Consider the following 26,061-nt stretch of genomic DNA (forward strand, 5'->3'; position numbering starts at 1 on the left):
GGCACCCATCGCGGTCACCAGGACAGGGGAGGCGACGAGAACAGGCTGCAACCTCAGCAAACGGCCTGTCCTCGTCGCACGGCCTGTCCTCGTGGTCGTGCCGCGGGCGCGCCTCGCGCACCCTCGCAGCCACGAGAACAGGAAAGGCGACGGAAACAGGCTGAAACCGCAGCAGACACCCTGTCCTCGTCGCTCAGCCTGTCCTCGTGACGGCCGCACGAACGACGACGGCGCCGCCCCCGCGGGGACGACGCCGTCGTGACAGAACGCCTCAGGCTCCGATGCCGCGGATGGGCGGGTGGTGGAACGTGTCGCCGAAGGCGCGTTCCGAGGCCCCCTCGCGGTCGAGGTAGGGCGAGGCCCCGCCGTCGATGAAGGGCCAGCCCGCGCCGAGGATGAGGCACAGGTCGATGTCCTGCACCTCGGGGACTACGCCCTCGTCGAGCATGATCTTGATCTCCTGCGCGAGGCCGTCCTGCACGCGGGCGAGGATCGTCTCGGGCGCGACGGGCGTCTTGCCGGTGACGAGAACCTTCTGTGCGGCCTTGGTCCAGCCGGTGACGCGGCCGCCCTTGTCCTTCTCGACGACCTCCGGGAGCGCCGCAAGCTCGTGGAAGTTCTCGGACGCGAAGAACCGCTCCGGGAAGGCGCCGGCCATGGTGTCCTGTACGTGGGCCGCGACTTTCCAGCCGACCAGGTCAATGAGCTGGAATGGTCCCATCGGCAGCCCGAGCGGCGCGAACGCCTTCTCCACCACCGTGATCGGGGTGCCCTCGTACACCGCCCGCGCGGCCTCACCCATGACCTTGGCCAGCAGCCGGTTCACGACGAACCCGGGCGCGTCGGCGGTGAGCACGGCGTTCTTGCCGAGCCCCTTCGCGACGACGAACGCCGTCGACAGGGCGGCGTCGGAGGTGGCATCCGTCTTCACGACCTCGATGAGCGGCATGACCGCGACGGGGTTGAAGAAGTGGAAGCCGACGAGCCGCTCCGGGTTCTGCAGCACCGAGCCGATCTCGGCGACCGAGAGCGACGAGGTGTTGGTGGCGAGGATCGCGTCTTCCGCGACGATCTTCTCGATGGCCGAGAACACCTCTTGCTTGACCCCGACCTCTTCGAACACGGCCTCGATCACGAAGTCGCAGTCCGCGAACTCCGAGCGGTCGGTCGTGCCGTGCACGAGGGCGCGCAGCTGGTTGGCGGTGTCGCCGTCGAGCCGGCCCTTCGCCTCGAGCTTGCCGATCTCCTCCCGGATGGATGCCACGCCCTTGTCGACGCGACCCTGGTCGAGGTCGGTGATGACGACGGGCACCCGCAGCTTCCGCACGAACAGCAGAGCGAACTGCGACGCCATGAGTCCCGCGCCGATGACACCGACCTTCGTGACCTTCTTCGCCAAGGCCTTGTCGGGAGCCCCGACCGGACGCTTCGCGCGCTTCTGCACGAGGTCGAAGGCATACATGGATGCCGCGAACTGATCGCCCGTGATGAGGTCGGCAAGCGCCTCGTCCTCGCGGGCGAACCCCTCGGCCTTCGTGCCGCTCTTGGCCTTGTCGAGCAGGTCGAGCGCGACGTAGGGAGAGCGGGGCACGGTGCCGATCTTGGACTCGAGCATGCCGCGCGCCATCTTGATCGCGATCGGCCACTTGGTCAGGCGCTCGAGCTTGCCGGGCTCGTTCTTGCGCTCGACGCGGACGCGACCGGTGAGCACGCCGTCCGCCCACCGCAGCGAGTCCTCCAGGTAGGAGGCCGCCGGGAAGATGGCATCCATGATCCCCAGGTCGAACGCCTGCTGGGGCTTGAGCATGCGGTTCTGCTTGAGCGGGTTCGAGATGACGACCTCGAGCGCGTTCTCGATGCCGATGAGGTTCGGCAGCAGATAGGCGCCTCCCCAGCCGGGGATGATCCCGAGGAACACCTCGGGCAGCGCGATCGCCGCGGCCGACGCGTCGACCGTGCGGTACGTCGAGTTCAGCGCGATCTCGAGACCGCCGCCCAACGCGAGCCCGTTGACGAACGCGAACGACGGGACGCCGAGGTCGGACAGCGAGCCGATGACCTGGTGCCCGCGCTGCGCGATGAGACGGGCGACGTCCTTCGACGGCAGCTTGGCGACGTCGGACAGGTCGGCACCGGCGGCGAGGATGTACTGCTTGCCGGTGATCGCCACGGCGTGGATCTCGCCCGCCGCCGCACGATGCTTCAGGGTCGCGAGGGTTTCGCCGAGCTCGGCGAGCGTCGCCGGCCCCAGCGTGTTCGGACGCGTGTGGTCGCGGCCGTTGTCGAGCGTGATGAGAGCGAGGACGTTGCCCGAGGGCAGCCGCACATCACGGACGGGGGAGTGGGTCACCACCTCGTCACCGGTGAGAGCGTCGAGAGGGCTGAAGTCGATCGAGGTGTAGTCGGTCACTTGCGCTTCTTCTTTCCGTCGAAGAACGGGTTCTCCCAGATGACGGAGCCGCCCTGGCCGAGGCCCACGCACATGGCGGTGAGGCCGTAGCGCACGTCGGGACGCTCGGCGAACTGCGCGGCGAGCTGGATCATGAGACGGACTCCGGATGCCGCGAGCGGGTGGCCGACGGCGATCGCACCGCCCCAGGGGTTAACGCGCGGGTCGTCGTCGGCGATGCCGAAGTGATCGAGCAGCGAGATCACCTGGATGGCGAACGCCTCGTTCAGCTCGAACAGGCCGATGTCGTCGATCGTGAGCCCGGCCTTCTTGAGGGCCTTCTCGGTCGAGGGGATGGGGCCGATGCCCATGATCTCGGGCTCGACGCCGGCGAACGCGAACGACACCATCCGCATCTTCGGGGTGAGACCGAACTCCTTCACGGCGTCAGCACCCGCGAGCAGGCTGATCGTGGCGCCGTCGGTGAGGGGCGACGAGGTGCCGGCGGTGACGCGGCCGTGCGGGCGGAACGGCGTCTTCAGCGTCGCGAGACCCTCGACAGTGGTCTCGGGGCGGCGACCCTCGTCCTCGGTCGCGAGACCCCAGGCGCCGTCGGCATCCTTCACCGCCACCGGCACGAGGTCGGGCTGGATCTTCCCGGCCTCGTAGGCGGCCTGCACCTTGTGCTGGCTCGCTGCACCGTAGCGGTCGGCGCGCTCCTTGGTGAGGTGCGGGAACCGGTCGTGGATGCGCTCCGCCGTCACGCCCATGTTGAGCGCGCCCGGGTCGACGAGCTTCTCGGCCACGAAGCGCGGGTTGGGGTCGACGTTTCCCCCGATGGGGTGACGACCCATGTGCTCGACGCCGCCCGCGAGAGCGAGGTCGTACATGCCGACGCCGATCGAGGCACCCATCGTGGTGACGCTGGTCATGGCGCCGGCGCACATGCGCTCGACCGCGAGACCCGGCACCGTCATCGGGAGCCCCGCGAGGATCGCCGCGGTGCGACCGAGGGTCAAACCCTGGTCACCGGTCTGCGACGTCGCGGCGATCGCCACGTCGTCGATGCGGTCCTTCGGCACGTCGCCGTTGCGCTCCATCAACCCGATGATCGCTTTGACGACCAGGTCGTCCGCGCGGGTGTTCCAGTACATGCCCTTCTCGCCGGCGCGCCCGAAGGGGGTGCGCATTCCGTCGACGAAGAAGACGTCCGTCATCTCGGCCACTCTGCCTCCAAAGTTTGGGATGACCCCAGCCTAGGAAGGCGGATTCCCCGCGAGGAATCGGTTGTCCGAACCTACGAATCCGCGCCAGACCCGTCGTCGTCGACTTTGAGGGAAGCTACAAAGCTATCCGCGATCACCTGTGCGGTCTGGTCAATCTGCCAGGGTCGCGCACCGAGTTCGGCGAGAGCCGCCCCGATGGTCTCGACGGTCACCTCGGCGGGCGGAGCCCAGGCCACCCGACGAAGCGTCTCGGGGGTGAGGAGGTTCTCGGTCGGCATCCGCAACTCTTCGGCGCGCGCCTCGACGGCGGGTCGCGCCGCCTTCAGACGACGATCGGCCTCGGGGTTGCGATCGACCCACGCGCGGGGCGGCGGAAGCGTGTCGCTGGGGACACGGTCCGGCGGCAACTCGGTGTCTTCGCGGCCCGCCACGATGGCGTTCCACCACCGATCGAGCTGAGTACGGCTGGCCCGCCCGTTGAACTCCTTGACGCCGGCGAGCGCCTGCTTGCTCGCGGGATCCGCGAGCACGGCGGCCACAAGTGCGCGGTCGGGCACGAGTCGGCCGGGGGCGACGTCCTGCTCGCGGGCGTACTCCTCGCGGGCCCACCAGAGCGCACGGGCCACCGCGAGAGCTCGGCGACCGCGCACCGTGTGGAGCCCGCTCATACGCCGCCACGGGTCTTCGCGCGGCGGCTTGGGCAGGCGGTCGAGGACGGCCTGGAACTCCTGCCGCGCGAACTCGGTCTTCTGCTGCTCGTCGAGCTCGGCCACCAGCACGTCCCGGACGTCGATGAGGTGCTCGACGTCGAGGGCGGCATACTCGAGCCAGGATGCCGGGAGTGGACGGGTCGACCAGTCCGCCGCCGAGTGGGCCTTGGCCAACGTGATGCCCAGCGTCTGCTCGACGACAGCGCCGAGACCGACGCGCTCGTGTCCGAGCAGTCGCGCGCCCAGCTCGGTGTCGAAGATGCGCGGGGGCTCGAGACCACGCTCGCGCAGCGACGGCAGGTCCTGACTGGCCGCGTGGAACACCCACTCGATGTCTGCGATCGCGGCCTGCAGCGGCGAGAAGTCCTCGATCGTCGACGGGTCGAAGAGGAAGACGCCCGCCTCCCGACGGAACACCTGGATGAGGTACGCGCGCTGCGAGTAGCGGAATCCCGATGCACGCTCGACGTCGACCGCGACCGGACCGGTACCCGCAGCGAGGCGATCGGATGCCGACGCCAGTCCGGCGGCATCCTCGATGACGTTGTACTCAACCACGGGTGGGCCTCCGGGCTCCGAAGACGGCGACGCCCTCCGACCCCGGGGGGAGGCCGGCCAGCATGCACACGAGTTCCGCCCACGCGTCGAGATGGGGGCGGATGGGACCACGCGGCGACCATGACGCGCGAAGTTCGATCTGCGACCCCTCGCCCTGGGACGCGAGGGCCCCGAAACCGGTCGAGAGGGTCTTGGTGGCGGTGCCCGATTCGGAGTGCCGTTCGGCGCCGCGCGAGTCGAGAGCATCGATGAGCCACGACCACGCCACTTGGGCGAGGAGGGGATCGATGCCGATCTCGGGCTCCAGCGGCGCCTGCGCGAAGCACACCACGCGCCACGCGCCGCCCCACGCATCGGGTTCGTCCGGATCGTGCAGCAGGATGAAACGCCCCGTGCCGAAAGGCGAGTCGGTCGAGTGTTCCTCCGGACGGACATCGCCCGCCAACGCCAGGGAGTGGGGCGCCAGGCCGGCAGGGGAGGGGATCTCGCGCACGACGAAATCGTCACGGAACGTGGCGGCGCGCACCTCCTCCATCGCCCGGGCGAAAGGGGTCGACGCCTCGGGTGAGCCCAGGTCAGTCACGGCCACAGACTAGAGTGAGGCCTCGATGAACGCTCCCAGGCGCGCCGCGCGGCCCGGCCCCTCGCGACGAACCGTATCGATCGCACGCGTGGGGATCGCGACTCTCGCGATGGCCTTCGGGGCGAGCCTCACCGCATTGAGTGCCGTCTCGCTCCGCATGGCTCGTACCGTCATCACACCCGCGGGTCGAGTTCCCAACACGCGGATCGTCTCGCTCGACACCGCCGCGCAGACGGTCACGCTCGACCGCACCGATGACACCGCCCTACCGGGACGGTACGGGCTCTTCACCGTTGGAACCACCGACTATCTGCGGCTGGGGTCGGTGGTCGCCGACGACGGCGCAACCGTCACCCGGAAACTCCTCACCCAGGTCGCCGCCGACGACAGCATCGCCGCCGAGGCGGCTTTCAGCGGCTGGTACTACGACGAACCCGATCAGCTCCGACTGCCGTACCGGTCGGTGCAGATCGAGACCCCCGTCGGGGCCTGCCCCGCGTGGGAGTTCCCCGCCGACGAGGAGTCCGGCGGGGAGGAGTCCAGCGACGAGGGGTCCGGTGTCTGGGTCATCCAGGTCCACGGTCGAGGGACGACGCGCGCCGAGACGCTTCGCGCCATCCCGGTCTTCCACGCCCTCGGTATCACGGCTCTCGCGGTGTCGTACCGCAACGACGGGGAGGCGCCGCAGAGCGCGAGCGGCACCTACGCGCTCGGCGCGACCGAGTGGCGCGACGTCGATGCCGCGATCGAGTACGCCGCGGCGCACGGGGCGCGACGCGTCATCCTCATGGGGTGGTCGATGGGCGGCGCGATGTGCCTCCAGACCGAAGCCTTCTCGACGCATCGAGACCTGATCGCGGGACTCGTCCTGGAATCACCCGTCGTCGACTGGCGCACGGTTCTGCGCTATCAGAGCCGTCTCCTCAAGCTGCCCCGCCCGGTCCTCGGTCTGACGGAGCGCATCCTCGACTCCGCTTGGGGTGCCCGCCTGGTCCGCGGCGAGGCCATCCCCCTCGACCGTCTCGACCGTGTCGCCCACGCGGACGACCTGCGGCATCCGGTCCTGATCCTCCACAGCGACGATGACGGCTTCGTGCCCAGCGACGCTTCGCACGCCCTCGCGGAGGCTCGCCCCGACCTCGTCACGATGGAGACGTTCGAGGTGGCGCGCCACACGAAGCTGTGGAACTACGACGAGACGCGCTTCACCCGCGTGATCCAGGACTGGGTACGGCGGCAGGGACTCGCGTCCGAAGAGTGACGGATGCCGCCGTGCTCAGGCACAGCGTTCAGGCACCCCGCTTGGCGGCGACCTGACGCTTCGCGCGCATGAGCATGCCCGTCATGCCCGCGATCCGCAGCGGGCTGACCGCTCGGGTGAGGCCGATGCTCTGCGGGAAGTCGTCGGGAACGGCGAGGACCTCGTCGGCCGACAGCCCGGTCAGTCCCTGCGCCAGGATGCTCGCGAAACCGCGCGTCGTCGGGGCCTCGGCGGGTGCCGTGGCGTGCATCGCGACGCGATCAGCGTCGTCGACCGTGACGATGATGTACACCGGCGACTGGCACTCTGCCACCCGCTCCTGCAGCTCGGGGTGATCGGCGTACTCGGCCGGCACCGCGGGGAGCTCCTGCGAGAACTCCAGCAGGAGCTGCAGCCGGTCGGGCTCGTCGAGCTCGAGGAACTCGTCGCGGATCTCGGCCAGGCGGGCGGGGAGGGTGTTCTCGGACATCTCCGTCATCCTCCCACGCCCGCGAACGCCGGGCTCAGCGCGAGGGCACCTCGCCGGGCTCCGATCCCGAGACGATCGGCACACGCACGGCGCTGCCCCACTCGGTCCACGAGCCGTCGTAGTTGCGGACGTCCTCGAAGCCGAGGAGGTGCTTCAGCACGAACCAGGTGTGACTCGAGCGCTCGCCGATGCGGCAGTACGCCACGATCTTGTCGCCGTCCTTCAGGCCCGCGCCGTCGCGGTAGATGGCATCCAGCTCTTCGCGCGACTTGAAGCCGCCGTCTTCGGCGACGGCCTTGGCCCACGGCACGCTCTGGGCGCTCGGGATGTGACCCGCGCGGAGAGCCCCCTCTTCGGGGTACGCCGGAGCGGAGGTGCGCTCGCCCGAGTACTCCTCGGGGGAGCGCACATCGATGAGCGGGTTGCCGAGGTGCGCGAGCACGTCGTCCTTGTAAGCGCGGATCAATGCGTCGTCGCGCTCGACGATCGGGTACTCGACCGGCTCGCGGGTGGTCGGCTCGGTCGTGAGAGGGCGCCCCTCGGCGATCCACTTGTCGCGGCCGCCGTCGAGGAGGCGAACGTCTTCGTGCCCGAAGAGCGAGAACACCCACAGCGCGTACGCGGCCCACCAGTTGTTCTTGTCGCCGTAGATGACAACCGTGTCGTCGCGCGCGATGCCCTTCTTGCTCAGCAGCTTCGCGAAGCCCTCGCCGTCGAGGTAGTCGCGCACGACGGGATCATTGAGCTCGGTGTGCCAGTCGACCTTGACCGCACCGGGGATGTGCCCGGTCTCGTAGAGGAGCACGTCCTCATCGGACTCGACGACGACCAGACCCGGTTGCCCGAGCCGCTGCTCGAGCCACTCGCCGGTCACGAGACGGCCGGGCTCGGCGTAGTCGGCGAACTTGGGGGAGCTGGTGTCGAACTCGACGGTCACGGGAGATCTCCTCGGTCGGGGCAGGGGGTGCGGCGGCATAGGGTGGACACCGCACCATCGACCCTAGATCCGCGGCATGGGGCACGCACCCATCCCGTAAGACTCGGACACAGGACGGCCATGACCTCCACTCCCGCCACGACCGGCCTCATCCACCTGACGGAGCGCGAGCCCGCCGTCACCGGTGCCGAGATGGTGAACGCCCTCGTCCCGCCGCCGCAGTTCGACGGCGCGACCTTCGAGTCGTATCGGGCCGACGATGCCTACCCCTCGCAGCAGGAGGCCAAAGAACTCCTTCAGGCGTTCGCCGGAAAGCAGTCGAGCCCGGCGAAGAAGGGCGGGTTCTTCCGTCGCGCCGAGAAGGTCGCGCCGGTCAAGCCCGGGGTCTACCTCGACGGCGGCTTCGGCGTCGGCAAGACGCACCTGCTCGCGTCGATCTACCACGCGATGCCGGCCCGCCGGAAGTACTTCGGATCGTTCATCGAATACACCGCACTCGTCGGCGTGCTCGGCTACGCCAAGGCCGTGGAACTGTTCCGCGGGAGCGATCTTCTCTGCATCGACGAGTTCGAGCTCGACGACCCGGGCGACACGATGGTCATGACGCGACTGCTCGGGGAGCTCGTGGCATCCGGAACCCGTCTGGCGGCGACGTCGAACACCCCGCCCAACGCCCTCGGCGAGGGACGCTTCGCGGCGCAGGACTTCCTGCGCGAGATCCAGTCGATGGCGGACAGCTTCCGGACCATCCGCATCGACGGGACCGACTTCCGTCAGCGTGCGATCGACGGCGAGGCGAAGGTGCTCGGCGACGACGAGTACCGTCAGGCGATGGATGCCGCGGCCTCAGCCGGAGTGGCATCCGATGATGCGTTCTCCGACCTCGTCGGTCACCTGGCCCGCGTGCACCCCTCGCGTTTCATCCGACTGATCGACGGGGTCGACACGATCGGGCTGCGCGACGTGCAGGTTCTGCACGACCAGTCGGCCGCCCTCCGTCTGGTCGCGTTCATCGACCGCGCGTACGACGCGCAGATCCCGATCCGGGCAACCGGCGTCCCGCTGAACACGGTCTTCAGCGACGAGATGCTCGCGGGCGGGTACCGCAAGAAGTACTTGCGCGCCACGTCGCGGCTCGTCGCCCTTACACACTCGTGATCCAGCGTCCTCATCTGCGCCTCTCGGCCGCGCGAAACGCGATGTTTACGTGAGGCCGATCTCCGTAACGTCCCCGTAACACCTCTCGAACGGAGATGGAAACCGGGGCTGGGAACACTGGGGGGACCCGACGCTACACCTGCGTCCCTGCAGAGAGGTTTCCTCCGAGATGGATCAAGGCAACACCGCATTCATCCTGCTAGCAGCCGCCCTCGTGCTGCTCATGACGCCAGGACTCGCATTCTTCTACGGCGGTCTCGTCAAGGCCAAGAGCGTTATCAGCATGATGATGATGAGCTTCGGCGCGATGGGCCTGATCGGCGTGCTGTGGGTGCTCTACGGCTACGCGATCGCCTTCCCGGCGACCGACGCCGGCGTCACCCAGCTTCCCTGGATGATCGACTGGAACGAGTTCGGTCTCGCCAGCGTCCTCGAGACGCCTGAGGGCGCCGCGTACCCGCCGCTGGCCTTCGTCGCCTTCCAGGCCACCTTCGCCATCATCACCGTCGCCCTGGTTTCGGGCGCCATCGCCGATCGCGCCAAGTTCGGCGCCTGGATGATCTTCGCCTTCGTGTGGTCGACGGTCGTCTACTTCCCCGTCGCCAGCTGGGTTTTCAACTTCGGTCTCGCCGAGGACGGCTCGTTCTCCTACGGCGGCTGGATCACCCACGGTATGCAGGACGTGTTCGGCGTCGGTGCGATCGACTTCGCCGGTGGTACCGCGGTCCACATCAACGCCGGTGCCGCCGCCCTCGCCCTCGCTCTGGTCCTCGGCAAGCGCGTCGGCTTCCAGAAGGGCGCCCACGTCCCCCACAACCCGCCGTTCGTGCTCCTGGGCGCCGGTCTGCTGTGGTTCGGCTGGTTCGGCTTCAACGCGGGCTCCGAGCTCGCCGCTGACGGCACCGCCGCCCTGGCCTTCGTCAACACGATCGCCGCTCCCGCAGCAGCCCTGCTCAGCTGGCTGATCGTCGAGAAGATCAAGGACGGCAAGCCCACCTCCGTGGGTGCCGCGTCGGGCGCCGTCGCCGGTCTCGTCGCGATCACCCCGGCGTGCGCCGCACTGACGCCGATCTGGGCCATCGTGCTGGGTCTCGTCGCCGGTGCCGTCTGCGCCCTCGCGATCGAGCTGAAGTTCAAGCTCGGCTTCGACGACTCGCTCGACGTGGTCGGCATCCACCTCGTCGGCGGTCTGCTCGGAACGCTGTACCTCGGCATCTTCGCCAACACCACCGGCCTCATCTACAGCGGCTCGCTGAACCAGCTGCTGGTGCAGGCGATCGCCGCCCTCGCAGTCCTGGTGTACTCGTTCGTTCTCGCCTTCGTCATCGGCTTCGCGATCGAGAAGACGATCGGCTTCCGCGTCAAGAACGAGGACGAGATCGCCGGTATCGACACCGTGGTTCACGGTGAAGAGGGCTACGTCCTGACCGACGCTCGCGCCTGAGCATCCTCACCCCGGACGGGGCGTCACCGATTCGTCGGTGGCGCCCCGTCTCTCGTTTTCGCCCCGCGCTGCCGTGCGCTGCGCTCCGTCGGATTCGAGTCCGCGGATGCCTAGGGTGGGGGAATGGGAACCACCTCTCGTCTCGTGTCGGCTTTCCTCGGGATGTTCCGCTCGACGGCACCGGCCAGGCCGGCCTCTGCGCCCGCACGAGCCGTCACGGCGCCAGCCGACGCCCAGACGCTCGAAATCGAGCCGCCGCGCCGCCTCACGATCTCGTACGCCCCGCAGCGCGACAATGCGCCGGACGGGGGAGAGATCGTCTGGACGTGGGTGCCGTACGAAGAGCGCGACGGGCAAGGCAAGGATCGTCCCGTCCTCGTCATCGGACGGGCGGATGCCACCCGCTCGTACGCCGTACGGCTGACCAGCAAGCCGCACGACGGCGATCGGCAGTACCTGTCCCTCGGCACGGGGGAGTGGGACCCGCAGCGGCGTCCCTCGTGGGTCGACATCGAGCAGCTGTACCTCGTGCACGATGCCGGCATGCGTCGAGAAGCCGCAGCCCTGGATCGGGGGCGCTTCGACACGGTCGCGGCCGCGCTGACAGCCCGCTACGGGTGGAAGCGCGGCTGACCACGGCTGTCAGGATGGGTGAATGAGCACCATTTCACCCATCGTCGTCGACACCGCCGCCGCGGCTCGGATGTGGCAGCAGTACGCCGACGCCCATCCCGACGCCGTCGCCGCCTGCCCCGAGTACACCGTCGAGCACTTCGGTGACTCCGAGAGACTGGCCGACGAGTTGCTCGCGCACGTTCTCGAGGGGGAGAAGCGTGCGACCTCGTCGCTCATCGCGGAGTACATCGCCGAGGGACAACCCCTCCCGCGCATCGGATCGCACTGGATCGCCTGCGACGGCCGAGGCGCGCCCCGAGCCATCCTGCGGACGACCGAGATGCGTCTGGGCGTCTTCGAGAGCGCGGACGCGCGATTCGCGTTCGACGAGGGCGAGGACGACCGGTCCCTCGAGAGCTGGCGGGAGGAGCATCGTCGATACTGGACGCGTATCTCCGCAGCGCTCGGGCGGGAGTGGTCGGAGAAGGACGACGAGATCGTGTTCGAGCGCTTCACGGTGGCGTGGCCGCCGGAGCACAGGGACGGCGGGCATTGATCGACCGCGTCGTCGCGGAGCGCGCGGAGGCCCTGGGCGAACCGCGAGAACGCCGATGGAGAGGAGCGGGGTCGGTGGGTGGGAGTCGTCATCGCCGCGGTTCACGCTCGCGCGGGTTTTCCGGCACTCGGTTGCGGAGGGGCCTTCTGACGGGCCTGATCCTCGGACTCACCGTGTTCCTGGGACTCTGGTTGACGGTCACGCCGGAGGATCTCGCCGCACGATGGACTCAGCTCGCTTTGGGCGCTACCGCGGTGGTCGGTGTGATGGCCGGTTCGCGCCTGCCGTTTCTCGGAGTGGTCGTGACGGCTGCCGCGACAGCATGCGGATGGACCCTCCACGTCACTGCCGATCCGTTCATGTTGACGGGATTCGCGGTGTTCCGACTGGCGGAGAAGCGCGGAGGACGCAGGTTCCCGTGGTGGATGTTCGCCGGCGTCGTCCTCGTGGTGCTCACCTCGGCGTTCCTCGGTACGGAGGGCGTCGAGGATCGTTTCCGCGGGATGGTGTTGAGCGCTGTCGTGTTGTGCGTCGCGTGGGTGCTCGGCGTGCGGACACGAGAGGTCAGGGAGGAAGCGACGGCTCGGTCGCGCGCCGAGGAGCGTCTTCGCGTGGCGCGCGACGTACACGATGTGCTGTCTCACTCCCTCGGAACGATCGGGGTGCAAGCGGGAGTCGCCGCCCATGTGAGCACTCTCGGCACCGAGCAACTGCGTGAGGTGCTGCGGGGGATCGAGGGTGATGCGAGAGCCTCTCTGTTTCAGTTGAAAGGCCTCCTGCAGAGGGAGCGAACCGGCACCGAGGCGGAGAATGTCACCTCGAGTCCGCTGTCGACAGCGCTCGCACGTCTTGCGATGTCTGCTGAGCGGGCCGGTATCTCCGTCCGTATCGACTCCGACGAAACGATCGATGGGCTCCCGTCCGATGTACGTACGACGGTGCTCAGAGTTGTCCAAGAAGCGGTGACGAACGTCATCCGGCACGCGGCGGCGTCCCTCGCCGTCGTGAGGCTTCACGTGTCCTCGGAGTCGGTGACGGTGGGGATTCAGGACGATGGACATGGCGCTCCGCGCACGTTCCAGCCCGGTCACGGTTTGGCGGGTATGCGCGAGAGGATCGAGCTCCTGGGTGGGACGGTGGACTTCGCCTCCTCGACGTCGGGCTTCACGGTGTCGGCGACCATTCCGCTAGTGGGAACTCCGAGCAGACCGCAAGGACGAATGTGATCAGGGTGCTCATCGCGGACGATGAACCGTCGATCCGCTCATCGCTTCGAATGCTGGTCGACAGCGAGGCCGGCATGGAGGTGGTTGGCGAGGCTACAGACGGCACGGACGCGGTCGAGCGTGCGGCAAGTCTGCATCCGGATGTCGTCTTGATGGACGTGCAGATGCCGCGGATGACCGGGCTGGAAGCGACCCGCGTCCTCGCCGGGGAGCCCGACGGGCCGCGGGTGATCGTGCTGACGATGTTCGATCTCGATGAGTACGTGTACGAGGCACTCCGGGCCGGCGCCTCAGGGTTCCTGCTGAAGAACAGTCCGCCCGGCGAGGTGCTGCACGCAGTACGCGTGACACACGAGGGCAATGCGCTGCTCGCCCCGGAAGTGACGAAGCGGTTGATCGGACGTTTCGCCCCCGTGCGCGAGGACCACCGACTCAGCCACCTCACGGCGCGGGAGCGCGAGACGCTGGCTCTCATCGGGCAGGGCAGATCGAACGCCGAGATCGCGGATGACCTGTTCGTCACCGTAACGACCGTGCGCACCTACGTGAGCCGGATTCTGACGAAACTCCAGGCCCGGGACCGGGCGGGGCTCGTCGTCATCGCTTACGAGAACGGCATTGTGACCCCGGCATCCACGTGATCCGATGACCCGAAGCCCGCGATTGTCAACTCTCGCAGACTGACGCCGGCACGCCGGCCCAGTTGGCTGGGAGGCATGATCGAAGTCAGTCACCTGGTCAAGCGTCACGGCTCACGCACCGTGGTCGACGATGTCAGTTTCACCGCTCTTCCGGGGCGGGTCACCGGCTGTCTCGGACCCAACGGCGCGGGGAAGAGCTCGACGCTGCGGGTCTTGCTCGGATTGGATCGTGCGACCAGCGGCACCGCGCTGATCGATGGTCGGCCGTATCGATCGCTGGAACGTCCGTTGTGGACGGTGGGAGCGATGCTCGACGGCCCCGGCGCGAACACGGGCCGCACCGCGAAGGCGCACCTGACCTGGGTGGCGCAGTCGAACGCCATCCCCACCCGACGAGTGGACGAGGTACTGGAACTCACCGGACTGCGGGATGCCGCGAAAATGCGAATCCGCGGATTCTCGCTCGGCATGGGGCGACGCCTCGGCATCGCCACAGCCCTCCTCGGCGACCCTGACGTGCTCGTGCTGGACGAGCCCACAAACGGACTCGATCCCGACGGCATCCGTTGGACAAGGCGCTTTCTGCGCCTCCTCGCCGACGATGGCAAGGCTGTGTTGGTGTCGAGTCACCTGATGAGCGAGATGCAGGACACCGCCGACGATGTCGTGATCATCGCTCGCGGCCGCGTTCTCGCAACGGGCAGCACAGCAGAGGTCATCGGCACGCACCGCACCCTGGAAGACGCGTTCTTCGAGCTCACGGACAAGCACACCGACTACCGGGCCGGAGACGTGGACGGGGCGACGGCATGAACGGTCTCCTACCCCTCGTGCGTTCCGAAGCCACCAAACTTCGCACCGGCCGCGCAACGTGGATTCTCGGGGCCGCAGCCGTCCTCGGCAGCTGGCCGATGGCCTGGGCCAACGCGGCGACCGCCGTCGGGGTGGCGTCCGATGACCCACGCCTCTTCTCTTCCGAACCGATCCCTCTCGCGTTCCAGGGGTTCGAGATGGCCGGGTTCGGGTATGTCCTCGTCGTCGTCCTCTCCGCGCTGTGGGCCGGAAGCGAGTACGGCGGCAATCAACAGATTCGCACGACGCTGCTGGCCACCCCACAGCGGTTGCGCGTGTTCGCAACGAAGACGCTGCTGCTCGCGATCACGGTCGCGGCGATCGCCTTCTCGACCATGTGGGGCACTCTGGTGATCACGCACCTCGTGGGAGAGACCGGTGTCGATCCGTGGACGTTGAACCCGGCGATCTGGGCGAACCTCGGCGGCGTCACCGTCGCATGGACGCTCACCGCGCTGACGGCCTTCGCCGTCGGCGTGCTCGCCCGCACTGTCATCCTGCCGCTCATCCTCGTCGTCCCGCTCGTCATCGGGGTCGGTGACTTCCTCACCGTGTTCTGGGCCGGCGCGAAGTATCTCCCCGTTGCCGCGGGTGCCGCTCTTTCCTCGAACCCCGCGACCGGCACATACCTCGACCCGCCCTTGGGCGGCATCGTCCAAGCCGGATGGGCAACGGTGCTGCTCACCGCAGCAGCGGTCTCGTTCGTGCGCCGAGACCTGTGAGGCACAGGTGATCCACACGCTCCGCGCCGAATGGACCAAGGCGCTCACTCTTCGAAGCATTCAAGGCACGATCGCTGCCGCGCTCCTCGTCCCCCCTGTCCTCGCGTTCGCCTCTGCGCTCGCCGTCGACGGCGAAGCGCCAACAACGGCGTCGTTCCCCATCGAGTCTCACGGGTTCGAGACCGCCGGGTTCGGACAGCCGCTGATCATTCTGCTCGCAGCTCTCGTGGCCGGAACCGAGTACATCGACGCACAGCTCGCCACCACTCTGACGGCCACACCCCGGCGGGGGCGTGTGCTCGCGGCGAAGTTCATCGTGACCGCGGCAGCGGCGGTGGCTGTCGGCATCGTCGCCACGAGCGCTGCCGTGCTCCTCGAACACGCGGCACTCGGTGAACACGGTCTTTCCGTCAGTGAGTTCACGGCGGGCATGGGGTGGAACCTGGTCGGCGTTGCCGTGAACTATGCGCTGATCGGGCTCATCGCCGCAGCCGTCACCGTCCTGGCCCGCACGTTCATCGTGACGCTCGTCGTACTCGTGCCTCTGGTTCTCGGGCTGACGATCTCTTGGCTGGGCCCCGTTCCGGCGTTGAGATTTCTGCCCGATCTCGCCGGACTGCAGCTCCTCACCGGCTACCCGGGAGTCGGACTCCTCGACCCGATACCCGGGGCAGTCGTCATGGCAGCCTGGGCAGCGTTGCTCTGCATCGCGTCGTGGCTCGTCTTCCGTAGGCGCGACACCACGGGCTGAGACCCGCGCCAGCAGCCCACCACCCGGGCGGGGCCGAGTGCACACGCACGAGGTCGATCTCGCCGACGAAGAAGGCCCGAAATCTCCGCGTTCCGCGTGATTCCGGGCCTCCAGTGGTGGGCGATACCAGACTCGAACTGATGACCTCTTCCGTGTGAAGGAAGCGCGCTACCAACTGCGCCAATCGCCCGCATCCCGAACGGGACTCATCGATCGTACCGGATGCCACGACGTGCTCCGAACCACGCCGTCGAGACACACCCGGGGCGCGCCTGGTTTTGCACCCGTGCCCAGATCGGGTAATGTCTTACGAGTGCTCGGGGCAAGCCCCGAAAACGAAATGCGGATGTAGCGCAGTGGTAGCGCATCACCTTGCCAAGGTGAGGGTCGCGAGTTCGAATCTCGTCATCCGCTCGAGTGAAGGGATCTTCGTCAGGGAAACCGACGAGAGATCACGACACGTGGGTCGAACCACACACGGTGGCGTGGCCGAGCGGCTAGGCACCGGCCTGCAAAGCCGTTTACACGGGTTCGAATCCCGTCGCCACCTCGCTTCATAACTGAACAGCCTGTATAGGCGCGATTGGCGCAGCGGTAGCGCGCTTCCCTGACACGGAAGAGGTCACTGGTTCGATCCCAGTATCGCGCACCGAATGAAACCCCCGGTTCCGCCGGGGGTTTTCTCGTTCCCGCTGCTGTCGCTCGCGCGACAGCGGCGATGTCGGCGGGTCATGGCATCCTGTCTTCTATGGAGGAGCTTCAGGATTCGCCCCCGCGTCGATCGCGTGAGCAGCTCGAAGAGTGGGTGCAGGAGTTCAAAAATCAGGGCCACATCGTGGCGGGGGCCCTTCGAGTCGCCCAGCAAGAAGACGCCGACGGTCAAGACACCGGGCTCGTCGTGATGAGCCTGCGCAATGCGAAGGCGTCGATCTACATGCAGCCGCGCGGCTACGACGACCCCGTGTGGGAAGCGACGCTCACGGGGCGCCCCGAAGATCTCACGCTCTCGATCCACGACATTGCTTCGCTCGCGGCCGAGCTCGTGATCGCCGGCAACCTCTGTTCGTTCCTCCAGTGGAAGTCGCTCGAGTGGGACCGCCAGAGCGGAACGCACGGCTGATCCGTATCGAGCCCGTGCGCCGCAAGTCCCCCACGCCGGCCCGCCACGGCGGCTAGCGTGTTCGCATGACCGTTCCCGACACGCACTGGCGTGAGATCGCCGCGTCGCCGTTCGTCTCGCTCGGAACCTTCCGTCGCAACGGCGCCGAGGTCGCCGTCCCCGTCTGGATCGCTCGTGACGGTGACGAACTCGTCGTCACGAGCGAACGCAACACCGGCAAGGTCAAGCGCCTCCGCAACGACCCGCGCGTCACCGTGCGCCCGTGCAGCCGCATGGGATCGGTCGAACCGGATGCCATCACCGTCGCGGCGCACGGACGAGTCGCCGGCCCCGCGACCGATGACCCGCGCGCGGACTCGGCACTGCGTCGGAAGTACGGTCTGCAGTACCGCGCGATCCTCGGATTCGAGGCGCTGGTGCGCAAGATCCAGCGACGTCCGGGCGACCGGGTGATCCTCCGCATCAGTCGCGGAGACTGACGCTCCGTCGGGACGTCGCGGGCCGCCACACGCCGCAGGGTGTACCCGAACCGCAGTCTCGCGCAAGGGGGTTTGCTGTTCTCGCCGAGTCGCGAAAGGTTGCTGGAAAGCGGCTGGCACCCCCGGCATCCGCGTCCCCCTTCTTCTCGCCGGAAGATGCGCGGTGCGACGAGGTGCCGGCGACGAGGTTGTGCATGGGCAAGTTCATCTACGACGGCACCACGAAGATGGAGTTCGAGGACCGGCTCCTGGCGCACCTGCAGGCGGTCATCATGGCCAAGGTCCGACGGGGAGAGAGCTTCCCGTTCACCTGGAAGGACGACATCAGCACCGGAGGCGGGCGCACGACCGTGTACATCCACCCGAACGTCTCGCTGGTGTTCAAGTACCACGGCAGTCGCACCCCGCAGTTGAGCGCACCGTGGCTGCACGCTCTGACGTACAACGCCAACTCGGGTCGCGGGCTCTACGTCATCCCGGAGCCCGAGGAGTTCACGCCGCGAGAGAGCATGCAGCGGGAGGAGATGGTCTTCCGCGAGGTGCCGAACGAACCGATGGCCTCGGATGCGCACTCCTGACCGGGAATGTCGACCCCCGCGGCGCGGGTTGACGCTCTCATGAGCGACTGGATCGAGACCAAGCCCTTCTTCGAGACGACGGCGGTGGCCCACCTGGCGACACTCATGCGCGACGGCTCTCCGCATTCGACCCCGCTCTGGGTGGGGGTGGACGGCGAGCGGCTGATGTTCTTCACCGAGATCGACGCCCTGAAGGACCGGAACCTGCGCCGCGATCCGCGCGTGGCGATCTCGGTGACCGGCGCCGACAACCCGTACTCGATGGCGTTCGTCCGCGGGGAGGCCGTCGAGCGATTGGAGGGTGACGAGGCTCTGCCGTACGTCGACCGCATCTCGCATCTGTACGAGGGACGCCCCTACGGAATGCGGGAGGGCCTCGCCGTGTGGTTCATCGAACCGCGTAAGGCGTGGTCTCGCACCTACGAGGACTGAGCCTCACAGCGCGAGAGGGAGCACCCCCAGCACGAGGATGAGCGGGGCGATCACCGCGCCGAGCACGATGAAGCGCCCCCACTTCACCTCGACGCCGGCCGCGACCAGACGATCGTGCCAGAGGAGGGTCGCGAGAGACGCCCACGGCGTCACGATCGGCCCCGCATTCACACCGATGAGCAGCGCTGCAAGGCGCGCGGGGGAGCCCGCGACCGATTCGAGCGCAAGGTAGGCGGGAAGGTTGTTGATCCCGTTCGCTGCCAGAGCGCCCACGCCGGCGACCTGCCAGAGCGACACGAGGTCGTCCCCGGTGCCGGCCAGGACCGAGGTGACGCGGCCGATGCCCAGCGCCTCCAGCGCGCCGACGGCCAAAAACAGCCCGCCGGCGAACACCAGCAGCGACCACGGCACGAGACGGATGCCGAGAGCCCGCGGCGCGCGCCACGCGAACGCCGCCACGAGGACGATCGCGGCGCCGACCGCCGGCATCCACGGTTCCAGGCCGACCACCAGCAGCGGAAGCAGGGCGACCGTCACCACGGCCGAGACGCGCAGGAGGATCGGATCGGAGACAGTGGGGAAGGCGGCATCCGGGTAGGTCTTCGGGAGACGGCGGAGGAACACCAGCGTCAGCACCGAGACCGAGACGGCGATCGCGATCAGCGCCGACGGCCCGAGCAGAGCGAGGAAGGCGACCGGGTCGTGTCCACCCCCGAGGGCTTCGGATGCCAACAGGTTGGTGAGGTTCGACACCGGGAGCACGAGCGAGGCGGTGTTCGCGAGCACGACGGTCACGAAGGCGAAGGGGAGCGGGTCGAGCTTGCGCGCCACGGCCATCGAGACCACGACCGGCGTCAGCAGCACCGCTGTCGTGTCGAGCGAGAGGAACGCCGTGGCGACCGTCGCGAGCGCCACGACGAGCACCCACAGCCACACCGTGCGACCGCGCGCGACACGGGCCAGGCGGGCGGCCACGACGTCGAAGAGTCCGGCTTTGGATGCCAGCTCCGCCACGATCGTGACGGCGACGACGAACAGCAGGATCGGCCAGACGCGGTCGGCGACGGCGAGGGCGTCATCCGCGGGGAAGACGCCGGTGAGCAGCGCGATGATCCCGAGGATCCAGAGCACGCCGCCGATGATGGCCAAAGTCACCGCTCCACTATGAGGCACGCCGGGTGCCATCGAGGTCACGCCCGCCCGGTAGCCTGGAACAGACCCTTTCAGGAGATGTGCTGTGACTGATTTTCCCGCCGATGGCTTCGCCCTCTTCCCCGACCGATCGGTTGTCGCCCTGCGCGTCAACGGCGAGCTGAAAGACCTCGCCACGACCGTCACGGCCGACGACGAGGTGGAGCCCGTCACGATCGACAGCGCCGACGGTCTGTCGATCCTGCGGCACTCGACGGCGCACGTGCTCGCGCAGGCGGTGCAGCGCGTCAAGCCGCAGGCGAACCTGGGGATCGGCCCGCCCGTCACCGATGGCTTCTACTACGACTTCCAGGTCGACGAGCCCTTCACCCCGGAAGACCTCAAGGTCATCAAGAAGGAGATGGAGCGGATCGTCCGCGAGAACCAGCGGTTCGTCCGCCGCGTGGTCACCGACGACGAGGCCCGTGCGGAGCTCGTCGACGAGCCGTTCAAGCTCGAGCTCATCGGACTCAAGGGCGGCTCCGCCGAGGCCGCGGAGGGCGCGAACGTCGAGGTCGGCGCCGGCGAGCTGACGATCTACGACAACGTCACCCGCGACGGCGAGACCGCGTGGAAAGACCTCTGCCGCGGACCCCATGTGCCCGGCACGCGCCTCATCGGCAACGGGTGGGACCTCACCCGCATCGCCGGCGCCTACTGGCGCGGCAGCGAGAAGAACCCGCAGCTGCAGCGCATCTACGGCACCGCGTGGCCCACGAAGGACGAGCTGCGTGCGTATCAGCACCGCCTCGAGGAGGCCGCGAAGCGCGACCACCGCAAGCTCGGCAAGGAGCTCGACCTCTTCTCGTTCCCCGACGAGATCGGTCCGGGACTCTCGGTGTTCCACCCCAAGGGCGGCATCATCCGCTACGAGATCGAACGCTACATGCGCGAGCGCCTGCTCGCCAGCGGGTACGAGGTCGTCAACACCCCGCACATCACCAAGGGCGACCTGTTCATGACGAGCGGGCACCTGCAGTGGTACGCCGACGGCATGTACCCGCCGATGGTGCTCGACGAGGTGGTGGATGCTGACGGGCACGTGTCGCGCGAGGGCCAGGAGTACTACCTGAAGCCCATGAACTGCCCCTTCCACAACCTGATCTTCCGCTCGCGCGGACGCAGCTACCGCGAGCTGCCCCTGCGCCTGAGCGAGTTCGGGTCGGTGTACCGCTACGAGAAGAGCGGCACGCTGTCGGGCCTCACCCGTGTGCGCGGCATGACCCAGGACGACACGCACATCTACGTGACCGCCGAACAGGTGAAGGGCGAGCTCACCCACAGCCTCGACTTCGTGCTGCAGACCTTGCGCGACTACGGCCTGAACGACTTCTACCTCGAGCTGTCGACCAAGGAGGAGGGCAACCCGAAGTTCATCGGCGACGACTCCCTCTGGGTCGAGGCCACCGAGACGTTGCGCGAAGTCGCCGAGGCGTCGGGCCTCGAGCTCGTGCCCGACCCGGGCGGGGCGGCGTTCTACGGCCCGAAGATCTCGGTGCAGGCGCGCGACGCCATCGGCCGCACCTGGCAGATGTCGACGATCCAGCTCGACTTCAACCAGCCCGAACGATTCGAGCTCGAGTACACCGGTCCCGACGGCGAGAAGCACCGTCCCGTCATGATCCACCGCGCCCTCTTCGGCTCGGTCGAGCGCTTCTTCGCGATCCTGCTCGAGCACTACGCCGGCGCATTCCCCGTGTGGCTCGCACCCGTGCAGGTCGTGGCCGTTCCGGTGGCCGCCGAGTACGGCGACTACCTGCAGAGCATCGTCGCCGACCTCAAGACCAAGGGCGTGCGCGCCGAGGCCGATCACAGCGACGACCGCATGCAGAAGAAGATCCGCACGCACACCACGCAGAAGGTGCCGCTCATGCTGATCGCCGGCGAGCAGGACCGCTCGAACGGCACGGTCTCGTTCCGGTTCCGTGATGGGACGCAGCTCAATGGCATCCCGGTCGACGAGGCCGTCGCGCGCATCACCGGCGCCATCGCGGCTCGCACGCTCGTGAACACCGCGGAGGATCTCGCGTGACGAGCGATCCGGATGCCGTGGCGGCGGGCTCGTCGCCCTCGTCCGGCGCCACGCCCGCCAGGGAGCAGCCTGCCGTCACCGCATCCGGACCCGCGACCACCGACGCCGAGCTGGTCGACGCCGCGACGCTTCCGGGAGTGCCGGACGAGTTCCAGCGACTGTGGACCCCGCACCGCATGGCGTACATCTCGGCTGGTCGCGAGCCGATGGAGCAGAACTGCCCCTTCTGCGCGGCGCCCGGCAAGTCCGACGAGGACGGCCTGATCGTCGCGCGCGGGAAGACCGCCTACGTACTGCTCAACCTCTTCCCGTACAACTCGGGTCACCTGCTGGTGTGCCCGTACCGTCACATCGCCACGTACGACCAGGCGACCGACGAAGAGGTGGCCGAGATCGGCGCGCTGACTCAGCGCGGGATGCGCGTTCTGCGCGCGGTGTCGCGGTGCGACGGCTTCAACCTCGGCATGAACCAGGGCGCGATCGCGGGGGCCGGTGTCGACGCGCACCTGCACCAGCACATCGTGCCCCGGTGGGCCTCGGACGCGAACTTCTTCCCGATCATCGCCAAGACGAAAGCCCTGCCGCAGCTCCTCGGCGACGTGCGCCGCACGGTCGCGGACGCCTGGGCCGACTGAGCGCACCCTGGCACTGCCGCACACGCCCGCGGGCACCTGCTGACGTCGTTTGCCGCTGATGCGCGCTTACCGGCGCTCACCTCGTCCATCTGCGTCAAACGAAACGACGCCCGCCCGCCTGTTTGCCTCGGATGGTCACGAGCGTCGCGCAGCACCGACGATCTTCGGCAAACGAATCCCGGCGGCCAACGCGGAACCTCAGCGCACCTGGCGGACCGAGAACTGCAGGCGCGGGTGGGCGTAGGCCTCCTGCGACTCGATGAGACGCAGTTCGCGCGAACCCGACTCGTACGTGTTCGTCAGCAGATCGAAGACGCTGGATGCCGTGCGGGCCAGCGCGTCGGCCGCGTCGCCGCCGCTGCGACGGTAGTGCGCCGTGAACAGCGCTGCGGTCACGTCGCCGGACCCGTTGGCCTTCATCGGGATGAGCGGCGTCTGCACGATCCAGGCGCCATTGTCGTCGACGACCATCATCTCGATCGTGTCGGCCTCGCGGTCCGGACGCTCGACGCTCGTCACGAGGATCGTTCGCGGCCCGCGAGCGCGCAGCGCATCAGCCGAGGCGAGGGTCGAGTCGATGCTCCCCGGTTCGGTGCCGGTGAGGAAACCGAGCTCGAACTGGTTCGGGGTGAGGATGTCCGCGACGGGGACGACGCGCTCACGCAGGAGCTCGGGGATCGCGGGGGCCACGAAGCATCCCGACTTGGCGTTGCCCATGACCGGGTCGCAGGCGTAGACGGCATCCGGATTCGCCTTCTTCACCCGCGCGACGGTGTCGATGATCACGTCGGCGATGCCCTCGCCACCCTGGTACCCCGAGAGGACGACGTCGATCTCGGGGAAGACGCCGCGCTCCTCGATGCCCGTGATCACCGCGGCGACGTCGTCGGGGGAGATCAGCGGACCGCGCCATGCCCCGTACCCGGTGTGGTTCGAGAAGTTGACCGTGTAGACGGGGAGAACCTCGACGCCGATGCGCTGGAGGGGGAACACCGCGGCGGAGTTGCCGACATGCCCGTACGCGACGGCGGACTGGATCGAGAGAACCTTCATGCCTCGATCCTTCCACCTCGAGCGGGCGGTCGACGCGTTCCCGCAGCGGCGGCGATGTCATCGGCCAGTGTCCGGGCCGCGGTGTCGTCGAGGTCGTGCACCGTCAGCCGCAGGAACGACCCGGACGGACCGGAGGAGAGGAAGAACGGATCCCCCTCACGAACGAGCCAGCCTCGGCGCATGAGGTCGTCGCGCACCGTGGCCGCGGGAACGGGGAGGGGCACCCAGAGGTTGAGTCCGTCGCCCGGGGCGACCGGCAGTCCACGTTCGGTCAGCGCGGCGGCGAACGCCGCGTTGCGGTCGGCGTAGTGGACTGCGGCGCGCTCGATGTCGGCGCGGACGCCGTCGTCGGTGACGAGCGCGTGCGTCATGCGCTGGAGGATGTGGCTCACCCATGTCGTCCCGGGCGTGAGCCGCACGGCGAGTCCGTCGGCGGTGTCGGGATCGGATGCCGTCACCGCGAGGCACGTGTCCGGCCCCAGGAACTTCGACATCGAGCGGATGCGCGCCCACCGGCGCTGCCCCGACCCGATGACGGAGTGGAGCGGGGCGCGGGAGAGGAGCGAAAAATGATCGTCCTCGATCACGAGGACGTACGGGTGCGCGGCCAGCACGTCGCGGAGGGCCGCCGCGCGCTCGGCGCTGAGACTCGCGCCGGTCGGGTTGTGGGCGCGAGGCGTCACGATCACGGCTCTCACGCCGGCGTCGAGCGCGGCGCGGAGTCCCTCGACGGTCATACCGTCGGCATCCACCTCCACCGGGATCGCGCGATATCCTCCCGTCCGCACCGTGTGCAGCGCGGAGAGGAAGCACGGGTCTTCGAGCGCCACCGCATCGTCTCGCTGCAGCGCCTGCGCGAGGAGCCGCTCGATCGCATCGCTCGCGCCGCTGGTGACCGTGATGCGCAGATCGTCATGGGGGAGCTGGTCCGCCATCCAGTCACGCGCCCAGGCCTCGAGCCCCGGGTCGATGACAGGCTCGCCGTACAGCACGGGGCGGGTCGAGCGGACGAGGGCGTTCGTGGGATCGGGGATGAGCGCCGGGTCGGGGTTGCCTGTCCCGACGTCGCGCAGCACCGTGTCCGGCGCGTAACCCTCCTGTGCGACGGTCGTGCGGTCGGCTACGCGCGTGCCCCCGCGCCCGCGCGCTTCGACGAGGCCCGCCTGCGAGAGCTGCCGATAAGCCGCGACGACGGTGTTGCGGTTGACGCCGAGGTCGGCCGCGACGGTCCGGACAGACGGCAGGAGCGTTCCCGGCGCGAGTTCTCCGCGTTCGATGCGCTCACGCAGATCCGTGGCGATCTCGGATGCCGACCGGCCGGTGATGTCGATGGTCATGTGCCCCCTCGGTCATGAACCACCCTATGGCCTGAGACATGCTACGTTTTGGCCTAAGCCAAAAGAAGCGCGACTCGACGCGCCGCACATCGCGCCCCGAGCGCGGAACGGAGTGGATATGACCGACACCGGAACCTCACGCGTCAAGCGCGGCCTCGCCGAGATGCTCAAGGGCGGCGTCATCATGGACGTCGTCACCGCCGAGCAGGCCCGCATCGCCGAAGACGCCGGCGCCGTCGCGGTCATGGCGCTCGAGCGCGTGCCCGCCGACATCCGCGCGCAGGGCGGTGTGGCACGCATGAGCGACCCCGACCTGATCGACGACATCATCGCGTCGGTGTCGATCCCGGTCATGGCGAAGGCCCGCATCGGCCACTTCGTCGAGGCGCAGATCCTGCAGGAACTCGGTGTCGACTACATCGACGAGTCCGAGGTGCTCTCGCCCGCCGACTACGTGAACCACATCGACAAGTGGAACTTCACCGTGCCGTTCGTCTGCGGAGCGACGGGCCTCGGCGAGGCGCTGCGCCGCATCACCGAGGGCGCCGCCATGATCCGGTCGAAGGGCGAGGCCGGCACCGGCGACGTCTCCGAGGCGACCAAGCACATCCGCACGATCACGGGCGAGATCAACGCGCTCCGCGCCAAGACGAAGGACGAGCTGTACGTCGCAGCCAAGGAGCTGCAGGCCCCGTACGAGCTCGTCGCCGAGATCGCCGAGACCGGGAAGCTGCCCGTCGTCCTGTTCACCGCCGGGGGAGTGGCCACCCCCGCCGACGCGGCCATGATGATGCAGCTCGGCGCCGACGGCGTGTTCGTGGGCTCGGGCATCTTCAAGTCGGGCAATCCCGCCGAGCGCGCCGCCGCGATCGTCAAGGCGACCACCTTCCACGACGACCCCAAGATCGTGGCCGAGGCCTCGCGCGGACTCGGCGAGGCGATGGTCGGCATCAACGTCGCCGACCTCCCCGCTCCGCACCGCCTGGCCGAGCGTGGCTGGTAACAGCCCCCGCGTCGGCGTCCTCGCCCTGCAGGGCGATGTGCGCGAGCACCTCGCCGTGCTGACGGCCCTCGGTGCCGACGCGCGACCCGTGCGTCGACCCGAG

General features: G+C 68.4%; 26 protein-coding genes, 4 tRNA genes and 1 pseudogene. 21 read left to right on the plus strand and 10 right to left on the minus strand.

Going from position 1 to position 26,061, the window contains the following annotated elements; all coding sequences use genetic code 11:
* Positions 1-271: 271 nt before the first annotated feature.
* The 4 genes from P2P98_RS15995 to P2P98_RS16010 form a co-directional block, all read right to left on the minus strand.
* Positions 272-2,410: a 3-hydroxyacyl-CoA dehydrogenase NAD-binding domain-containing protein gene (locus P2P98_RS15995; RefSeq protein WP_275801201.1), complete on the minus strand. Its 2,139-nt coding sequence runs from the start codon at positions 2,408-2,410 to the stop codon at positions 272-274.
* Entirely contained in the window at positions 2,407-3,615 is a 1,209-nt protein-coding gene (locus P2P98_RS16000; protein WP_275801203.1) for a thiolase family protein, read from the minus strand. The genes P2P98_RS15995 and P2P98_RS16000 overlap by 4 nt, the downstream gene beginning before the upstream one ends.
* Positions 3,616-3,686: 71 nt before the next feature.
* Entirely contained in the window at positions 3,687-4,883 is a 1,197-nt protein-coding gene (locus P2P98_RS16005; protein ID WP_275801205.1) for an HRDC domain-containing protein, read from the minus strand.
* The gene (locus tag P2P98_RS16010) at positions 4,876-5,472 is read right to left on the minus strand and encodes a DUF3000 domain-containing protein (protein ID WP_081317253.1); all 597 of its coding nucleotides are present in this window, start codon (positions 5,470-5,472) and stop codon (positions 4,876-4,878) included. The genes P2P98_RS16005 and P2P98_RS16010 overlap by 8 nt, the downstream gene beginning before the upstream one ends.
* A gap of 82 nt (positions 5,473-5,554) precedes the next feature.
* Here P2P98_RS16010 and P2P98_RS16015 point away from each other — a divergent pair, with 82 nt between their 5' ends.
* Positions 5,555-6,727 carry an alpha/beta fold hydrolase gene (locus tag P2P98_RS16015; protein ID WP_275801208.1) on the plus strand — a complete coding sequence of 391 codons (1,173 nt, stop codon included), beginning with the start codon at positions 5,555-5,557 and terminating at the stop codon, positions 6,725-6,727.
* A gap of 28 nt (positions 6,728-6,755) precedes the next feature.
* Here the strand turns inward: P2P98_RS16015 and P2P98_RS16020 are convergent, their stop codons facing one another.
* Both P2P98_RS16020 and P2P98_RS16025 read right to left on the minus strand, forming a co-directional pair.
* A complete protein-coding gene (locus P2P98_RS16020; protein ID WP_275801209.1) occupies positions 6,756-7,196 on the minus strand; it encodes a SufE family protein in 441 nt (146 codons plus the stop codon).
* A gap of 34 nt (positions 7,197-7,230) precedes the next feature.
* Positions 7,231-8,133 (minus strand): sulfurtransferase, encoded by a 903-nt coding sequence (locus P2P98_RS16025; protein WP_058595675.1) that lies wholly within the window; start codon positions 8,131-8,133, stop codon positions 7,231-7,233.
* Between the two features lie 120 nt (positions 8,134-8,253).
* Here P2P98_RS16025 and zapE point away from each other — a divergent pair, with 120 nt between their 5' ends.
* The 9 genes from zapE (at position 8,254) to P2P98_RS16070 (ending at position 16,098) form a co-directional block, all read left to right on the plus strand.
* On the plus strand, positions 8,254-9,291 hold the full coding sequence (zapE, locus tag P2P98_RS16030; protein WP_275801211.1) for a cell division protein ZapE: 1,038 nt from the start codon (positions 8,254-8,256) through the stop codon (positions 9,289-9,291).
* Positions 9,292-9,460: 169 nt separating this feature from the next.
* Positions 9,461-10,735 (plus strand): ammonium transporter, encoded by a 1,275-nt coding sequence (locus P2P98_RS16035; RefSeq protein ID WP_058595677.1) that lies wholly within the window; start codon positions 9,461-9,463, stop codon positions 10,733-10,735.
* Between the two features lie 123 nt (positions 10,736-10,858).
* Positions 10,859-11,368 carry a type II toxin-antitoxin system PemK/MazF family toxin gene (locus P2P98_RS16040; protein WP_275801212.1) on the plus strand — a complete coding sequence of 170 codons (510 nt, stop codon included), beginning with the start codon at positions 10,859-10,861 and terminating at the stop codon, positions 11,366-11,368.
* A 22-nt stretch (positions 11,369-11,390) separates the two neighbouring features.
* Positions 11,391-11,906: an ASCH domain-containing protein gene (locus tag P2P98_RS16045; protein WP_275801213.1), complete on the plus strand. Its 516-nt coding sequence runs from the start codon at positions 11,391-11,393 to the stop codon at positions 11,904-11,906.
* Positions 11,907-12,079: 173 nt separating this feature from the next.
* On the plus strand, positions 12,080-13,132 hold the full coding sequence (locus P2P98_RS16050) for an ATP-binding protein (protein WP_275801214.1): 1,053 nt from the start codon (positions 12,080-12,082) through the stop codon (positions 13,130-13,132).
* Positions 13,129-13,773: a response regulator transcription factor gene (locus tag P2P98_RS16055; RefSeq protein ID WP_275801215.1), complete on the plus strand. Its 645-nt coding sequence runs from the start codon at positions 13,129-13,131 to the stop codon at positions 13,771-13,773. Before P2P98_RS16050 ends, P2P98_RS16055 begins: the two co-directional genes overlap by 4 nt.
* Positions 13,774-13,848: 75 nt before the next feature.
* The gene (locus P2P98_RS16060) at positions 13,849-14,586 is read left to right on the plus strand and encodes an ATP-binding cassette domain-containing protein (protein ID WP_275801216.1); all 738 of its coding nucleotides are present in this window, start codon (positions 13,849-13,851) and stop codon (positions 14,584-14,586) included.
* On the plus strand, positions 14,583-15,347 hold the full coding sequence (locus tag P2P98_RS16065) for an ABC transporter permease (RefSeq protein ID WP_275801217.1): 765 nt from the start codon (positions 14,583-14,585) through the stop codon (positions 15,345-15,347). Before P2P98_RS16060 ends, P2P98_RS16065 begins: the two co-directional genes overlap by 4 nt.
* A gap of 7 nt (positions 15,348-15,354) precedes the next feature.
* On the plus strand, positions 15,355-16,098 hold the full coding sequence (locus P2P98_RS16070; protein WP_275801218.1) for an ABC transporter permease: 744 nt from the start codon (positions 15,355-15,357) through the stop codon (positions 16,096-16,098).
* 114 nt (positions 16,099-16,212) lie between these two features.
* Here P2P98_RS16070 and P2P98_RS16075 read toward each other — a convergent pair.
* Positions 16,213-16,288: transfer RNA gene (locus P2P98_RS16075), tRNA-Val, on the minus strand.
* A gap of 152 nt (positions 16,289-16,440) precedes the next feature.
* Between P2P98_RS16075 and P2P98_RS16080 the strand changes: the two genes are divergently transcribed.
* From P2P98_RS16080 to P2P98_RS16110, 7 genes are all read left to right on the plus strand, one after another.
* Positions 16,441-16,512 (plus strand) — tRNA-Gly (locus tag P2P98_RS16080).
* A gap of 65 nt (positions 16,513-16,577) precedes the next feature.
* Positions 16,578-16,648: transfer RNA gene (locus P2P98_RS16085), tRNA-Cys, on the plus strand.
* Between the two features lie 27 nt (positions 16,649-16,675).
* Positions 16,676-16,747 (plus strand) — tRNA-Val (locus P2P98_RS16090).
* A gap of 99 nt (positions 16,748-16,846) precedes the next feature.
* Complete coding sequence (locus P2P98_RS16095; protein ID WP_275801219.1) at positions 16,847-17,218, plus strand: hypothetical protein; 372 nt, start codon at positions 16,847-16,849, stop codon at positions 17,216-17,218.
* A 65-nt stretch (positions 17,219-17,283) separates the two neighbouring features.
* Positions 17,284-17,697, plus strand: coding sequence for a PPOX class F420-dependent oxidoreductase (locus P2P98_RS16100; RefSeq protein ID WP_275801220.1), 414 nt, complete (start codon positions 17,284-17,286; stop codon positions 17,695-17,697).
* A gap of 194 nt (positions 17,698-17,891) precedes the next feature.
* Positions 17,892-18,275 (plus strand): ATP-dependent DNA ligase, encoded by a 384-nt coding sequence (locus P2P98_RS16105; RefSeq protein ID WP_275801221.1) that lies wholly within the window; start codon positions 17,892-17,894, stop codon positions 18,273-18,275.
* A 39-nt stretch (positions 18,276-18,314) separates the two neighbouring features.
* Positions 18,315-18,707 (plus strand): PPOX class F420-dependent oxidoreductase, encoded by a 393-nt coding sequence (locus P2P98_RS16110; RefSeq protein ID WP_275801223.1) that lies wholly within the window; start codon positions 18,315-18,317, stop codon positions 18,705-18,707.
* Between the two features lie 3 nt (positions 18,708-18,710).
* On the opposite strand, the gene P2P98_RS16115 is transcribed toward P2P98_RS16110, so the two are convergent.
* The gene (locus P2P98_RS16115) at positions 18,711-19,862 is read right to left on the minus strand and encodes an SLC13 family permease (protein ID WP_275801225.1); all 1,152 of its coding nucleotides are present in this window, start codon (positions 19,860-19,862) and stop codon (positions 18,711-18,713) included.
* 82 nt (positions 19,863-19,944) lie between these two features.
* Here P2P98_RS16115 and thrS point away from each other — a divergent pair, with 82 nt between their 5' ends.
* On the plus strand, positions 19,945-21,930 hold the full coding sequence (thrS, locus tag P2P98_RS16120; RefSeq protein WP_275801227.1) for a threonine--tRNA ligase: 1,986 nt from the start codon (positions 19,945-19,947) through the stop codon (positions 21,928-21,930).
* Between the two features lie 110 nt (positions 21,931-22,040).
* Positions 22,041-22,565, plus strand: coding sequence for an HIT domain-containing protein (locus P2P98_RS16125; RefSeq protein WP_275801236.1), 525 nt, complete (start codon positions 22,041-22,043; stop codon positions 22,563-22,565).
* 198 nt (positions 22,566-22,763) lie between these two features.
* Here the strand turns inward: P2P98_RS16125 and pdxY are convergent, their stop codons facing one another.
* Both pdxY and P2P98_RS16135 read right to left on the minus strand, forming a co-directional pair.
* A complete protein-coding gene (gene pdxY / locus P2P98_RS16130; protein ID WP_275801229.1) occupies positions 22,764-23,618 on the minus strand; it encodes a pyridoxal kinase PdxY in 855 nt (284 codons plus the stop codon).
* Positions 23,615-24,955 (minus strand): aminotransferase class I/II-fold pyridoxal phosphate-dependent enzyme, encoded by a 1,341-nt coding sequence (locus P2P98_RS16135; RefSeq protein ID WP_275801231.1) that lies wholly within the window; start codon positions 24,953-24,955, stop codon positions 23,615-23,617. Before P2P98_RS16135 ends, pdxY begins: the two co-directional genes overlap by 4 nt.
* A 118-nt stretch (positions 24,956-25,073) precedes the next feature.
* Between P2P98_RS16135 and pdxS the strand changes: the two genes are divergently transcribed.
* Both pdxS and P2P98_RS16145 read left to right on the plus strand, forming a co-directional pair.
* A complete protein-coding gene (gene pdxS, locus P2P98_RS16140; RefSeq protein ID WP_058595689.1) occupies positions 25,074-25,958 on the plus strand; it encodes a pyridoxal 5'-phosphate synthase lyase subunit PdxS in 885 nt (294 codons plus the stop codon).
* Positions 25,948-26,061: pseudogene (locus tag P2P98_RS16145) on the plus strand (pyridoxal 5'-phosphate synthase glutaminase subunit PdxT); the annotation flags it as partial. The gene pdxS and the pseudogene P2P98_RS16145, both read left to right, overlap by 11 nt.

It is taken from the genome of Microbacterium sp. Kw_RZR3 (assembly GCF_029222405.1).
Classification (GTDB): domain Bacteria; phylum Actinomycetota; class Actinomycetes; order Actinomycetales; family Microbacteriaceae; genus Microbacterium.

What these genes read in the sequence shown, in the direction of transcription:
- P2P98_RS16020 (WP_275801209.1), bottom strand. Translation starts at nt 7,196, where the DNA reads ATGTCCGAGAACACCCTCCCCGCCCGCCTGGCCGAGATCCGCGACGAG.
- zapE (WP_275801211.1), top strand. Translation starts at nt 8,254, where the DNA reads ATGACCTCCACTCCCGCCACGACCGGCCTCATCCACCTGACGGAGCGC.
- P2P98_RS16035 (WP_058595677.1), top strand. Translation starts at nt 9,461, where the DNA reads ATGGATCAAGGCAACACCGCATTCATCCTGCTAGCAGCCGCCCTCGTG.
- P2P98_RS16040 (WP_275801212.1), top strand. Translation starts at nt 10,859, where the DNA reads ATGGGAACCACCTCTCGTCTCGTGTCGGCTTTCCTCGGGATGTTCCGC.
- P2P98_RS16045 (WP_275801213.1), top strand. Translation starts at nt 11,391, where the DNA reads ATGAGCACCATTTCACCCATCGTCGTCGACACCGCCGCCGCGGCTCGG.
- P2P98_RS16060 (WP_275801216.1), top strand. Translation starts at nt 13,849, where the DNA reads ATGATCGAAGTCAGTCACCTGGTCAAGCGTCACGGCTCACGCACCGTG.
- P2P98_RS16065 (WP_275801217.1), top strand. Translation starts at nt 14,583, where the DNA reads ATGAACGGTCTCCTACCCCTCGTGCGTTCCGAAGCCACCAAACTTCGC.
- P2P98_RS16095 (WP_275801219.1), top strand. Translation starts at nt 16,847, where the DNA reads ATGGAGGAGCTTCAGGATTCGCCCCCGCGTCGATCGCGTGAGCAGCTC.
- P2P98_RS16100 (WP_275801220.1), top strand. Translation starts at nt 17,284, where the DNA reads ATGACCGTTCCCGACACGCACTGGCGTGAGATCGCCGCGTCGCCGTTC.
- P2P98_RS16105 (WP_275801221.1), top strand. Translation starts at nt 17,892, where the DNA reads ATGGGCAAGTTCATCTACGACGGCACCACGAAGATGGAGTTCGAGGAC.
- P2P98_RS16110 (WP_275801223.1), top strand. Translation starts at nt 18,315, where the DNA reads ATGAGCGACTGGATCGAGACCAAGCCCTTCTTCGAGACGACGGCGGTG.
- pdxY (WP_275801229.1), bottom strand. Translation starts at nt 23,618, where the DNA reads ATGAAGGTTCTCTCGATCCAGTCCGCCGTCGCGTACGGGCATGTCGGC.
- P2P98_RS16135 (WP_275801231.1), bottom strand. Translation starts at nt 24,955, where the DNA reads ATGACCATCGACATCACCGGCCGGTCGGCATCCGAGATCGCCACGGAT.
- pdxS (WP_058595689.1), top strand. Translation starts at nt 25,074, where the DNA reads ATGACCGACACCGGAACCTCACGCGTCAAGCGCGGCCTCGCCGAGATG.